General features: G+C 36.8%; 26 protein-coding genes. All 26 read right to left on the bottom strand.

Annotation, left to right across the window (positions count from 1 at the left end; all coding sequences use genetic code 11):
- Positions 1-99 precede the first annotated feature (99 nt).
- The gene (locus tag AC4BC7_RS14520) at positions 100-513 is read right to left on the bottom strand and encodes an ArpU family phage packaging/lysis transcriptional regulator (protein WP_490503200.1); all 414 of its coding nucleotides are present in this window, start codon (positions 511-513) and stop codon (positions 100-102) included.
- Between the two features lie 67 nt (positions 514-580).
- Positions 581-763: a hypothetical protein gene (locus AC4BC7_RS14515; protein ID WP_490503199.1), complete on the bottom strand. Its 183-nt coding sequence runs from the start codon at positions 761-763 to the stop codon at positions 581-583.
- Between the two features lie 12 nt (positions 764-775).
- A complete protein-coding gene (locus AC4BC7_RS14510) occupies positions 776-985 on the bottom strand; it encodes a hypothetical protein (RefSeq protein WP_490503198.1) in 210 nt (69 codons plus the stop codon).
- Positions 982-1,287: a hypothetical protein gene (locus AC4BC7_RS14505; RefSeq protein ID WP_490503197.1), complete on the bottom strand. Its 306-nt coding sequence runs from the start codon at positions 1,285-1,287 to the stop codon at positions 982-984. The genes AC4BC7_RS14510 and AC4BC7_RS14505 overlap by 4 nt, the downstream gene beginning before the upstream one ends.
- 8 nt (positions 1,288-1,295) lie before the next feature.
- The gene (locus AC4BC7_RS14500; protein WP_490503196.1) at positions 1,296-2,018 is read right to left on the bottom strand and encodes an ORF6N domain-containing protein; all 723 of its coding nucleotides are present in this window, start codon (positions 2,016-2,018) and stop codon (positions 1,296-1,298) included.
- Entirely contained in the window at positions 2,015-2,176 is a 162-nt protein-coding gene (locus AC4BC7_RS14495; protein WP_490503195.1) for a hypothetical protein, read from the bottom strand. Before AC4BC7_RS14495 ends, AC4BC7_RS14500 begins: the two co-directional genes overlap by 4 nt.
- 14 nt (positions 2,177-2,190) lie before the next feature.
- Positions 2,191-2,538, bottom strand: a complete 348-nt coding sequence (locus AC4BC7_RS14490; RefSeq protein ID WP_490503194.1) for a hypothetical protein — start codon at positions 2,536-2,538, stop codon at positions 2,191-2,193.
- On the bottom strand, positions 2,535-2,813 hold the full coding sequence (locus AC4BC7_RS14485; RefSeq protein WP_490503193.1) for a hypothetical protein: 279 nt from the start codon (positions 2,811-2,813) through the stop codon (positions 2,535-2,537). The genes AC4BC7_RS14490 and AC4BC7_RS14485 overlap by 4 nt, the downstream gene beginning before the upstream one ends.
- Before the next feature lie 40 nt (positions 2,814-2,853).
- Complete coding sequence (locus tag AC4BC7_RS14480) at positions 2,854-3,099, bottom strand: hypothetical protein (protein ID WP_490503192.1); 246 nt, start codon at positions 3,097-3,099, stop codon at positions 2,854-2,856.
- Complete coding sequence (locus tag AC4BC7_RS14475) at positions 3,096-3,287, bottom strand: hypothetical protein (protein WP_490503191.1); 192 nt, start codon at positions 3,285-3,287, stop codon at positions 3,096-3,098. The genes AC4BC7_RS14480 and AC4BC7_RS14475 overlap by 4 nt, the downstream gene beginning before the upstream one ends.
- A 47-nt stretch (positions 3,288-3,334) precedes the next feature.
- Positions 3,335-3,535, bottom strand: coding sequence for a hypothetical protein (locus AC4BC7_RS14470; protein ID WP_034872015.1), 201 nt, complete (start codon positions 3,533-3,535; stop codon positions 3,335-3,337).
- Positions 3,535-3,723 (bottom strand): hypothetical protein, encoded by a 189-nt coding sequence (locus AC4BC7_RS14465; protein ID WP_490503190.1) that lies wholly within the window; start codon positions 3,721-3,723, stop codon positions 3,535-3,537. Before AC4BC7_RS14465 ends, AC4BC7_RS14470 begins: the two co-directional genes overlap by 1 nt.
- Positions 3,723-4,277 (bottom strand): HNH endonuclease, encoded by a 555-nt coding sequence (locus AC4BC7_RS14460; RefSeq protein WP_490503189.1) that lies wholly within the window; start codon positions 4,275-4,277, stop codon positions 3,723-3,725. The genes AC4BC7_RS14465 and AC4BC7_RS14460 overlap by 1 nt, the downstream gene beginning before the upstream one ends.
- A 12-nt stretch (positions 4,278-4,289) precedes the next feature.
- The gene (locus AC4BC7_RS14455; RefSeq protein WP_490503188.1) at positions 4,290-4,745 is read right to left on the bottom strand and encodes a hypothetical protein; all 456 of its coding nucleotides are present in this window, start codon (positions 4,743-4,745) and stop codon (positions 4,290-4,292) included.
- Positions 4,746-4,770: 25 nt separating this feature from the next.
- Positions 4,771-5,565, bottom strand: a complete 795-nt coding sequence (locus AC4BC7_RS14450) for a hypothetical protein (RefSeq protein WP_490503187.1) — start codon at positions 5,563-5,565, stop codon at positions 4,771-4,773.
- Positions 5,537-5,707, bottom strand: a complete 171-nt coding sequence (locus tag AC4BC7_RS14445; protein ID WP_490503186.1) for a hypothetical protein — start codon at positions 5,705-5,707, stop codon at positions 5,537-5,539. Before AC4BC7_RS14445 ends, AC4BC7_RS14450 begins: the two co-directional genes overlap by 29 nt.
- Positions 5,694-5,888 (bottom strand): hypothetical protein, encoded by a 195-nt coding sequence (locus AC4BC7_RS14440; RefSeq protein WP_490503185.1) that lies wholly within the window; start codon positions 5,886-5,888, stop codon positions 5,694-5,696. Before AC4BC7_RS14440 ends, AC4BC7_RS14445 begins: the two co-directional genes overlap by 14 nt.
- Before the next feature lie 44 nt (positions 5,889-5,932).
- Positions 5,933-6,232 (bottom strand): hypothetical protein, encoded by a 300-nt coding sequence (locus AC4BC7_RS14435; protein ID WP_490503184.1) that lies wholly within the window; start codon positions 6,230-6,232, stop codon positions 5,933-5,935.
- Positions 6,229-6,522 (bottom strand): hypothetical protein, encoded by a 294-nt coding sequence (locus AC4BC7_RS14430; RefSeq protein WP_490503183.1) that lies wholly within the window; start codon positions 6,520-6,522, stop codon positions 6,229-6,231. The genes AC4BC7_RS14435 and AC4BC7_RS14430 overlap by 4 nt, the downstream gene beginning before the upstream one ends.
- Positions 6,523-6,533: 11 nt before the next feature.
- On the bottom strand, positions 6,534-6,719 hold the full coding sequence (locus tag AC4BC7_RS14425) for a hypothetical protein (protein WP_490503182.1): 186 nt from the start codon (positions 6,717-6,719) through the stop codon (positions 6,534-6,536).
- 11 nt (positions 6,720-6,730) lie between these two features.
- On the bottom strand, positions 6,731-7,087 hold the full coding sequence (locus AC4BC7_RS14420; protein ID WP_490503181.1) for a hypothetical protein: 357 nt from the start codon (positions 7,085-7,087) through the stop codon (positions 6,731-6,733).
- Positions 7,088-7,241: 154 nt separating this feature from the next.
- On the bottom strand, positions 7,242-7,658 hold the full coding sequence (gene ssb, locus AC4BC7_RS14415) for a single-stranded DNA-binding protein (RefSeq protein ID WP_490503180.1): 417 nt from the start codon (positions 7,656-7,658) through the stop codon (positions 7,242-7,244).
- Entirely contained in the window at positions 7,648-8,175 is a 528-nt protein-coding gene (locus AC4BC7_RS14410; RefSeq protein ID WP_490503179.1) for an HNH endonuclease, read from the bottom strand. Before AC4BC7_RS14410 ends, ssb begins: the two co-directional genes overlap by 11 nt.
- A gap of 56 nt (positions 8,176-8,231) precedes the next feature.
- Positions 8,232-8,537 (bottom strand): hypothetical protein, encoded by a 306-nt coding sequence (locus AC4BC7_RS14405; protein WP_490503178.1) that lies wholly within the window; start codon positions 8,535-8,537, stop codon positions 8,232-8,234.
- Positions 8,531-9,352 carry a DNA-methyltransferase gene (locus AC4BC7_RS14400; protein WP_490503177.1) on the bottom strand — a complete coding sequence of 274 codons (822 nt, stop codon included), beginning with the start codon at positions 9,350-9,352 and terminating at the stop codon, positions 8,531-8,533. The genes AC4BC7_RS14405 and AC4BC7_RS14400 overlap by 7 nt, the downstream gene beginning before the upstream one ends.
- On the bottom strand, positions 9,349-9,693 hold the full coding sequence (locus AC4BC7_RS14395) for a VRR-NUC domain-containing protein (RefSeq protein ID WP_490503176.1): 345 nt from the start codon (positions 9,691-9,693) through the stop codon (positions 9,349-9,351). Before AC4BC7_RS14395 ends, AC4BC7_RS14400 begins: the two co-directional genes overlap by 4 nt.
- Positions 9,694-9,701 lie beyond the last annotated feature (8 nt).

Here is a 9,701-nt window from a genome sequence, read left to right as displayed (position 1 = left end):
CTCCCTTGCTCTTTATTTTTTGACAATATCATAATAACACGGCATTTGAGGCAAAAACCGCCACAAAACCGCCAAATTTCCGCCACAAAACCGCCATTTTTATCTATAACTGATTAATTTACCTCTACGATATGCCTCAGCAAACTCAATTAGCGCTTCTGATTTCATACGCTCGATCTGTCGCACAGAATAACCAATCTCACTTGATATGCCTATATTAGAAAAATGCTCTGTCGTACAAAATGAGTAATAGAGTATTTGCCTACTTGTCAGCTTTAACGCCATCAACGCAGCGACTATTGCATCACGCTCTGCCTCGGCATCCATACGCTGTAAAATAGCATCCTCAGCACTATTCCCGTATCTATCACCTTTTGGCATATCTGTAATAATCGGTGAGCGGACGTCGATTGCTGAACGCCCTGCTATCCGCTCTAACCGTCTGTAATGCTTTAGTACATTTCTTGCATTTTTGCGCGTTTGATAAAAATTAACCTCTTTTAGTAACATCATTGTGCGTCCCCCTGTGGTATAATAAATTTTGTCTGATATTTATCACTGCTGGAGGAATCCGGCTTTTTTATTTATCTTTTTGTTTGTCATATAAATTGATGATAAAGTAGGCAATACCCAAATTTGCCCAACCGTAAACCATAAAAGTGTCAAATTTTGTGGGATACATCCACCCACTAAGGACTAAGACCATCTCTACAATATTAACTACCAGCACTACGCAAAATACTAGCATTAGAATTTTATTCATCTGATCCCTCCTTTAATACACTGGTTTTAATCCAGAGGTCAAATTAAGCAGTTGAAACTGTTTTAAAATATCTTCCGGCTTTTCTATTACTTGCAACTTTTCTGCTCGCGTATAGACAATACTTCCCAGCGTTGTTTCGTGAAACTGAACAATATCATTCATATTTACGTAAATTTTCACAGGAGTTTCTCCATTAAGTAAATTCAATACAATAAACTTCAATTCTTTTCCTCCTCAAAATCAAATAGTGATTCTTCTTGTTGCAAATACTTCGGATTGATGTATCCTGGTACATTTTCCATTTTATTTAATTGATCCCGCAATTCATCAATCTGTGTCTCTATATCATCTGCTTGTTCCGCTAAATTAGATGCTTCTACTCTGACATGTTCTGCTTGGGAATATAATTCGTCAGCTTCCTCCTCATATTCATCAGCTTCCTGATAGAGTCGGTCTGATTGGTTTTTCAATATATTTCTTTCAGTTTCTAACTCTTCGATTTCATTTGCTATTTCTGCATTCATCCAATCACCTACTCTGCTAACTCTAATGACATTTGTCGTACAATTGACTTCGTGGCGGTGGATGGTTCCCAATCTTGGATAAACTCGACTACCTGGTCATAATGTCTTGACCGCAATTGGGAACGAGTACCTACTCCAGTGATTTGTTTGATACCGCTATTGATATCCCTAAACAATTCTCCACGCTGTGCAGGAGTGATTTTCCCGAATCCTTTAGCAACTTCCGACACACGTTTATTCACTCGTAGTCCGATATAATTGTAATCGCCTGTGCTAATAGGCTGATTTTCTTTCAAGTCCACAATGTCTTTTTCCACCTTATCCACACGTTCGTTTGTTTCTTCGTTGCCTGCAAGGGCTAATTTGATTAAATCACGAGGTGAGGTTGGCAATTGTTGTGGTGGGTTGAAATAATTTTCCTCCAGCTCATCGAACATATCCCACGCTTGGTCAGTGCCCAACATTTTTGAATGCCGACTTGCGCCTTGTTTGGTGTATAAAATCAAATGTCGAGTATTCTTTTTAACTAACTCGAAATTTTCGAAGTAGTCCTTAAATTGTCTCAACTCTTCTCCAGTCAAATGAAAGTAGTGTTTACCTTCAATAAATTTATATTGATTATTTCCAAAATTTTGTTGGATTTGTTGTGGCTTCGCTCCGTAAAATTCTGCCAGTTGATCTGTAGTCAACAGACGTTGGTTGTTATATTCAATAATTTGTGGTGTATTCATTTTGTCTTAATCTCCTTAGCTGTCTGCTTTATTTTTTCTTTAGCTGATTTAAAAAGCTCGAGTCCTTTGCCAGTTTCACCATGTGTATATGCACTGACTCCAAATTGCAGATAATTATTCAACGCAATCCATTCTTCGGCGGTTAAATCATTTTTCATTACGATTCCTCCCTTTAACAGAATACTTCTCCTAACTCGTCCTCAATTACTTGCATTCTTTGTTCTACTTCTTTAATCAACCACGCTGTCAAATCATCGTTTGTCAGATCCATGCCTAAATCTCTGGCTAGATTAACCTTATAAACCAAATGAGTTTCGGACGTCTTGCCAAGAATTATCGCTGGTGTCGAAATCATTAATTCGTTACTATTTACAAACGATTCTGTTTTTATTCCTAAATAGTCAGTCGGTTCTTCGCCGTTAAATTTCAAAGCTTGTAAAAAATCTTGGCATTCTCTATATTGTCTTGTCAATTTTTCGTAGTGCTTAACTTGCTTTTCGTACTTTTCAAATTCAATCATTCCGCCACCCCATTTTTATCCATCAGCATTTTATTTTGTGACTCTAAAAAGTTTGTATAGCCACGTAGTTCGCTGTTCTTGTTATTCATCTCTGTATTGATTTTTTGCAACGAATTAGTTTCTTGCCACAAAATCGAGAGTTGCAAATCCTTGTTATCAATTTTATGATTTAGCGTCTCTACCATCGTTCCTAACCCGACAAGGACGATTGCAGAAAATATCAGTGTTATTGCAATTGTTATCATTAAACCTTTATTTAATTTACTCACTCGCATTCACTCTGCCTCCTGTTTGCTATCGCTGACGATTGCGGAATTAATCAATAAACCTTATCAAGTCATGCTCATATAGCGCTATTGTTCCATCGTTCATTTCTACTACTGCGTATAGGTTAGATGTTTCTCCATACTCGTTAGCAGCATATTCGGATATCCATTGATGAAATTTGCCTTTTATTTCTGTGTCTGTGTATTCGCAACTAACGCAATACCGTACACTCGTTATTTCACTAAAAGCATGCTCTTCTTTCTTCTCTCGAATTACTACTGGTCTAAGAATCATCGTTCTTCCTCCTGTTCTTCTCCTACGGTAAATACCCTTATTTTAGTATCTACTGCCCTGTCTCTTGCCCGCTGTTTAATATGACAAACTAGGTCATTTGTCATATCTAACGTTGTAAACGCACCATAATACCGCCAATCGCTATTAATATTTGTTTTGTAAAATATAGCGTATAATTTATTGACCATCTTATCCCTCCTGTTTGCTATCGCTGACGATTGCGGAATTAATTTTATTACTCTATTCTCCAGCAAACTCCGTAATTTAAATCGCTTTTCAACGATATCAACACTTCTTTACAAGAAAGGTTAATAGCATGTTTTATAAGTTCCTGCTGATTTGATTTATTTCCGAATTGTTCAAAGTATTCTATTTTTCGTTTAACTGCTTCGATTCTGTCATCAATAATCTCAAATACTTCTGATTTTTCACTCATCATTCTGCCTCCTTAGCCAATTGGTAAATTAATAGTAACTTTTTAATGCGCTCCAAAGCTGTCGCTTGACCTATCCAGTAAAGCAAAGCCCCACGCTTTTTAAAGCTAAATCTTGACTTTTCAACTAGTTCTTTGTTTGCATAAATTCCTTCTAGTTCGTGTTCGATGATTTCTAAAGCTCTATCCATCACTCTGCCTCCTGTTCCAAAGATTTCCAAGAATTCCTATGAACTATATTGAAAATGCAAGCTCCAGATAACGGTTTGTATATCCTTCTTAACTCAGCTTGACTAGTACCGCTATCGTACAATTTTCTGATTTCCATAACTTCTTCTTTAGTTAATTTGCTGAAAGGATGCTCCTCGCCTTGAATATATAAATAATTTTCTCTAGCATGTTTTTTATTTTGTTCATCAGTTACCCACTCAAGGTTATTATCATAATTATTACTTTTATTCCCATCTATGTGATTTACTTGATTATTATCTTTAGTTCTTCCAGGAACAAAGCACATAGCAACTAATCGATGCACGAAAAACCTTCTGCATGTACCATCTGATTTATTTATATTTACAAAAACGTAATTCCTTTTAGTCAAATGTGTTTTCAGTAGTTTTTCTTGTGACAAGACTTCAACACCGTTATCTTTAATGTATAATCTTCTATTAGATTTAACTTTTCCTGTATTGCTAATTTCATAAATACGACCTTCCAATTCCATAGTTTTCCATTTTTCTATCAATAAACTCACCTCTCATAAAGATTCTTCGGATAAAACCCAAGTGGAAAATGCTTGCAGGACTTGGGCAAAATCTTCCTGCGACAGCTTTTCGTAGGCGTTAACCATTTCTTGTATTTCTTTATCTTCTAAATCGCCAATCGCTGTCATATTAACGTAAAAGTACAAATTACTAAGAACGGATTTGATATACGAATCAAAGTGTTCTCTCTTCAACCACTCCAACACAATCTGCTGATTCTCGTTGAGGGTTGGTTGTTGCAAGTAGTAAACGTCACATTCATCCAAATTGATAGGGTTTGAATAATAGGCATTATCAGTTTCAAACCCATTTTTTGGCTCAAATCGATATTCTCCAAACGTTACACGTCGGGTTAATTTTGTTTTGATGAATATATCCGTCTCATTTTTACAGAATTCGTCTAACTCGCTATTGTATCGCTTAGTAATGATTGTTTTTAATTTACTCACTCGCTCCACACTCCAATCATTTTATTCACTCGCATCTACTTTCCAACCCTTTCTTGCTTAATACTCTGTTATTAAAACTAAAACCCATTCTTTCTAGCTTTCCACGTATGCCTGCTTCGCTACGATCTAATTTTTCTGCTATTTTTTGAAATGAATGCCCCGCTTGGTACATGGAGACAATGCAATCAATTTCCTCTTGAGAATATTTTTTATGATTCTCTCGATAAACAGGACGCAATTTAATCCCTAAATCATGGATCCTTCTTTTAATCGCCCCATGCGTTCTGTTCAATTCTTTTGCAATCTCGCTATAGGTAAATTTATGTTGATTCAACATCCATAACAATTTCGTATCGTCATCTTTTGTCCAGGGTTTCTTTTTTACAGATTTATTTTTAGAAATGATTGCTGCATCTCTTGCGTGATTAACCCAATCAGGTTCAGCGCCCAAAATGTGTTTTTCTACCTTATCCCACTCAATCATATTTTTATGATTTTCTGCCCATTTCCAAAAATCATCTATCATGATAATTTTAAAATAACTTTTTCTATGTCTTTTCATACGAACAGGCAAGCCGTAATTTTGATTCCAATTCGTAATCGTTCCGCGGTGTACATTTAACGCTTTCGCAACTTCATTTTGCGTTATTCCTACCAAATTGCTATACCATCGGCCTAATTTCATTCGTACAGCTTTATTTTTTATAGCTGATTCTGACCTGCCCAGATTTTTTTGCAAATATTCTATTGTTAAGTACCCATAATTATCTTGTAAATATTCTTCTTCTTCTTCAGTCCAATACTGCACGTCTTTTTTCATGCCTGCTATTCTCCTTTAAATATTCCTTCAACGCCCGCAACACAACCTCTTTTCCGTGTTTTTCTTCCAATCGCTTAATCTGCGCTTTAATATCTGTTTTTGCATAAACTTGCGCTTGATGGTATAAATCACTTTGTTTCATAGTGTTGCCTCCATTCCTTAAATTCCGCTACGATTTCCTCGTAGCCTTTAGGTTTTGGCATCCCTTTTGGTGGTTCCATCGCTAACACTCTGTTTCTCGTGGCGGTACGGTTGCGATTGTTTTCCTCCGCCTCTTTGCGCTTACGATTACGCTTTTTGATACGGTTCCCTCGTTTTCCCATAGTTTGTTATCCCTCCACATCAATATCTGTTTTTGCATAAGGCATCATCTTTTATCCCCTTTGATTTTTGTAATCGCATAACCTTTGATTTTTTTACCGTTTTTATTTACTTTTGTCACTGCCGCTGGACTTATTAGCAACGCCTTCGCCACATCTCTTGTCGTTCGAAACATCAACGTATCGCCGTTCGGTGTCGTTACTATCCATGTATTCCGCCACATTTCGTCTCGTTCGTTCGGATAAAATTCATTGTCTTTTACTATCTGTTTCGCTTTTTTCCACTCCCCTTGTGACATGGATTTCAGCAGTTCGTTCCATGCCTCTGGATTGTCTCTTTTTCTCATTTTTCCTCCTCAAAAAGTAAAATTCTGTCGCAATAACTCTCATTTTTATCAAACATATCTAAATTAACCCAATCACCTTTAGTGTTATAAATCAATTCGTTATTCCTATAAGTGATAAACCATTTTTCGGTGTGCATTGGTTTTCCTTCTCGGTTTAACACCAGTAATTTAGTACACCATTTCCTTTTTACGATGCCTACGCCCTCTATATAGTCGGTAAACCTAGATTGCATATCCTCTGTATAGGCTTCGTGTAACTGTTGAGATTCGGTTATGTTCGTTACTTTCATTCCTCTTCCTCCTACAAATCTTCAAACTTAATAATGGTACGACCGTTCTTATATTTTTCTGTACGCTTTTTTGGAGATGGTCTTGTGTACCAAATAACTGATGATTCCTTGATATTTAATGCTTTCGCAACTTCTTGTAGCGTTCCCATCACTTCAATTTCTTCGCCTTTATAAACTGCATAAATCATCTGTTTCACTTTGCTTCCTCCTACAATCTGATAAACTCGTAACCTTTAAATCGTCCTTTTGCCACTTTCCGCTCCGAACTGCAAAAACGACTTACAGCGTGACGGCTGATTTTAAACGTTTCGCCTGCAATTTGCATAGATCGAAAATCTTCGTATTCGCCGTTTGGATATATTACTCTTATAGCGCTACCGCTAATATTTCTCTCACTTCGCCCTGGATTCTTTTCGTTGATAATGAACTTACGTTCTCGTTTGACTCCTTCGCCAACCAACTTGCATAAATGGTTGTACCCATCGCTTCCTAAAACAATCATAGTTCTTTCATTTCTAATTGTGATTTCTCCATCGACCATTCGCCCATCTATGGTTTCGTACATTACTTATTCCCCTCGCTTCCCTCGCTTCATGCGGTCAACCTCATCGTAGCAATCTAAATCTCTTTCTGTTCCAAAAATTGCTAAAACGATAATGATAAATAGCGTAATTAAGATACTTAACATTGCCTCATCTCTCCTTTGTTAGACGACCATCCTAAAAAGGGAGGTCGTCGTTTCCGATGTCAATACTGCTACCGCCAAAAGGGTCATTGCTTACTTGCTGTTTGTTCTGGCGTTGACCATTACCACCTTCTCTCTTTTCCAAAAAATGGAACTTTTCAACTACAACTTCCGTTACATAAACTTTTTGACCTTGTTGATTTTCGTAACTTCTTGTTTGAATGCTACCGACAACATCAATCAGTTGTCCTTTTTTAACGTAATTCGCTAATGTTTCAGCCGTTTTTCTCCACACAACGCAATTAATAAAATCTGATTCTTTTTCCCCACTAGCGTTATTAAAATCTCGTGTGACCGCTAGTGTAAATGTTGCTACTGCTGTGCCTGAATTTGTGTAACGTAGGTTCGGGTCAGCTGTTAACCTTCCTACTAATGTGACATTATTTATCAAAATAAACTTCCTCCATTCCTAAATATTGAATCTTGTTATATACAGTTTTTCTTGATACCCCAAGCTTTTTTGCAATTTGAGAAGCCTTATCTCCTTGTTTTACTAAAAGTACCAATTGATTATCTATATCTTTATAACGAGGATGATTTGTTTTATCAGCAAATCGTCTTTTTGCAACTTCTGACATATTTTTTCTTGTTTTGCTACTCCTTGTTGCGCCGATATGATGAAGTCGTGTATGGTCAACTGGATCAATTATTTCTAAATTTGAAATACGATTATCATGTTTAATACCGTTCTTGTGATGTACAGACTTGTGATTGTCTAAGAATTGTCCTATCTCAATTTCTTTTACAAGTCTGTGCTCCATTACATATCCAAGTGAGTCTGAGTTTGGATGATCATGTACACATACAAGAACGTATCCCTTAACAGTTCGTTTTCGTCCGGTAACATCAAGTAAGGTATTACCAACTTTAACTGTGTACATTATTTGTCTATCTTTAGGAGCAGGCATAAAATCACCAACTTTCTCTCGTTAATCTACCTGCTAATACTACGTTGTTAATCATTTTAAAAATCCTCCTTCAAGTCCAAATCGTTTTCTAGCGTTCTAGTAATCGTTTCTAGCGACTTTCTGTAATCTTTAACTGTTTGTATGTCGTCCTTGCCTGTGTACACGTAGTCACGCTGTATCGCTACCAAGGCACGACTTAGATTGCCGTAGTACCCAACAATTGAAGTTGATTCGGCAGCCTCACCCGTCTTAGTATCAATAGTTGTTGAAATTTCACCTTTGTCGTTACGTCTGACCTTTGTCACCGTAATTTGATTTTCGCCACTTTTAATTCTGTAATCTAAAACTTTCATGTTTAGCATTTTGATTCCTCCAATACCTCGAAAATATCCATTTGATGCTCTTCTTCATCCCCTATTGTCAACATTTTCTCAACCGCTTCTTTATAAAACGGCTTGTAAATTTCAAATCCATAAGAATGCCGACCATTCTTTTTAGCCGCAAGTAAGGTTGTTCCACTTCCTGCACATGGATCGATTACAACGTCTCCTGGGTCTGTAAATGTTTTAATTAATTGCTCTAACAAATTTACTGGTTTTTGTGTTGGGTGTATTTTAGGTATATCTTTCACACTGTCACGTTTCCACTCAAACCAATTCAAAATCATTTTTTTGCCTGTTTCTTCTTGTTGCCACTGATTATTAAACTTAGGCAACTTATCACGATAAAACACAACGGCGTATTCTGTTGCGCCTACAATTCGCATATTTGCTTTTAACGCTTGCGCACTCGATTTTTTGATAAACACAAGTGGATAACTGTTCTTAAAGCCATAACGCTTCGCTGTCTCAATCAACGGGGCCATTTGTTCAAATGCACAAAACATAATCATTGCTGGCGCTTTGCCTCGTTCTTTTGGTTCTGGTTTTAGCAATTTGCTACAAAAGTGCATGTATTCCACCAAATTAAAATTTTTGTCACTTGGAAAGAACTGTTTGCCTGCTTTTTTCGATTCGCCATTTTTGATATCGCTGCCGTTGTACCAACTAGGGTTACTAGCAAAAGCGTTATTTCCTAAGTTGTACGGAATATCGGCAACCACAAGTTGTGCTCTCGGTATGTTATATTTTTTTCTGTTTTGAAAATTATCGTTGTATAATTCGCATTTGATTTTCATTCTGATTCCTCCGTATCAATCGTTCGCTTCCCGTCAAGGATTTCAATCGCATCTTCAACGCTACGCGCTACGCCGTTCAAAATTCTATTTTCATGTGCCGATTTCAAGAAATTAATCTGGTCTTTGCTTGGTTTCCCTTTATTGAGCTTTACTTCGATAAAGAAAATTTGAGGTACCTCTTCGTCTGATATTTTCGCCCCGACTAAATCGGGAAACCCTTTTTCTAAGCCTTGACCCCGAGTTTTGTAAGTTAGCTTTTTTCCAGAATCAACATTCCAACATTTATGTCCTAATGAGATTAGATAATCTCGGATTTCTTTTTGTAGATTTAGTTCATTCATAAGCTTTC

It is taken from the genome of Enterococcus sp. AMC1623 (genome assembly GCF_058216495.1).
Note: the sequence above shows the minus strand (reverse complement) of the source record. Positions and strands in the feature narration are given on the sequence as shown.

What these genes read in the sequence shown, in the direction of transcription:
- AC4BC7_RS14520 (WP_490503200.1), bottom strand. Translation starts at nt 513, where the DNA reads ATGATGTTACTAAAAGAGGTTAATTTTTATCAAACGCGCAAAAATGCA.
- AC4BC7_RS14515 (WP_490503199.1), bottom strand. Translation starts at nt 763, where the DNA reads ATGAATAAAATTCTAATGCTAGTATTTTGCGTAGTGCTGGTAGTTAAT.
- AC4BC7_RS14505 (WP_490503197.1), bottom strand. Translation starts at nt 1,287, where the DNA reads ATGAATGCAGAAATAGCAAATGAAATCGAAGAGTTAGAAACTGAAAGA.
- AC4BC7_RS14500 (WP_490503196.1), bottom strand. Translation starts at nt 2,018, where the DNA reads ATGAATACACCACAAATTATTGAATATAACAACCAACGTCTGTTGACT.
- AC4BC7_RS14495 (WP_490503195.1), bottom strand. Translation starts at nt 2,176, where the DNA reads ATGAAAAATGATTTAACCGCCGAAGAATGGATTGCGTTGAATAATTAT.
- AC4BC7_RS14490 (WP_490503194.1), bottom strand. Translation starts at nt 2,538, where the DNA reads ATGATTGAATTTGAAAAGTACGAAAAGCAAGTTAAGCACTACGAAAAA.
- AC4BC7_RS14485 (WP_490503193.1), bottom strand. Translation starts at nt 2,813, where the DNA reads ATGCGAGTGAGTAAATTAAATAAAGGTTTAATGATAACAATTGCAATA.
- AC4BC7_RS14480 (WP_490503192.1), bottom strand. Translation starts at nt 3,099, where the DNA reads ATGATTCTTAGACCAGTAGTAATTCGAGAGAAGAAAGAAGAGCATGCT.
- AC4BC7_RS14475 (WP_490503191.1), bottom strand. Translation starts at nt 3,287, where the DNA reads ATGGTCAATAAATTATACGCTATATTTTACAAAACAAATATTAATAGC.
- AC4BC7_RS14470 (WP_034872015.1), bottom strand. Translation starts at nt 3,535, where the DNA reads ATGAGTGAAAAATCAGAAGTATTTGAGATTATTGATGACAGAATCGAA.
- AC4BC7_RS14465 (WP_490503190.1), bottom strand. Translation starts at nt 3,723, where the DNA reads ATGGATAGAGCTTTAGAAATCATCGAACACGAACTAGAAGGAATTTAT.
- AC4BC7_RS14450 (WP_490503187.1), bottom strand. Translation starts at nt 5,565, where the DNA reads ATGAAAAAAGACGTGCAGTATTGGACTGAAGAAGAAGAAGAATATTTA.
- AC4BC7_RS14445 (WP_490503186.1), bottom strand. Translation starts at nt 5,707, where the DNA reads ATGAAACAAAGTGATTTATACCATCAAGCGCAAGTTTATGCAAAAACA.
- AC4BC7_RS14440 (WP_490503185.1), bottom strand. Translation starts at nt 5,888, where the DNA reads ATGGGAAAACGAGGGAACCGTATCAAAAAGCGTAATCGTAAGCGCAAA.
- AC4BC7_RS14435 (WP_490503184.1), bottom strand. Translation starts at nt 6,232, where the DNA reads ATGAGAAAAAGAGACAATCCAGAGGCATGGAACGAACTGCTGAAATCC.
- AC4BC7_RS14430 (WP_490503183.1), bottom strand. Translation starts at nt 6,522, where the DNA reads ATGAAAGTAACGAACATAACCGAATCTCAACAGTTACACGAAGCCTAT.
- AC4BC7_RS14420 (WP_490503181.1), bottom strand. Translation starts at nt 7,087, where the DNA reads ATGTACGAAACCATAGATGGGCGAATGGTCGATGGAGAAATCACAATT.
- AC4BC7_RS14410 (WP_490503179.1), bottom strand. Translation starts at nt 8,175, where the DNA reads ATGCCTGCTCCTAAAGATAGACAAATAATGTACACAGTTAAAGTTGGT.
- AC4BC7_RS14405 (WP_490503178.1), bottom strand. Translation starts at nt 8,537, where the DNA reads ATGCTAAACATGAAAGTTTTAGATTACAGAATTAAAAGTGGCGAAAAT.
- AC4BC7_RS14400 (WP_490503177.1), bottom strand. Translation starts at nt 9,352, where the DNA reads ATGAAAATCAAATGCGAATTATACAACGATAATTTTCAAAACAGAAAA.
- AC4BC7_RS14395 (WP_490503176.1), bottom strand. Translation starts at nt 9,693, where the DNA reads ATGAATGAACTAAATCTACAAAAAGAAATCCGAGATTATCTAATCTCA.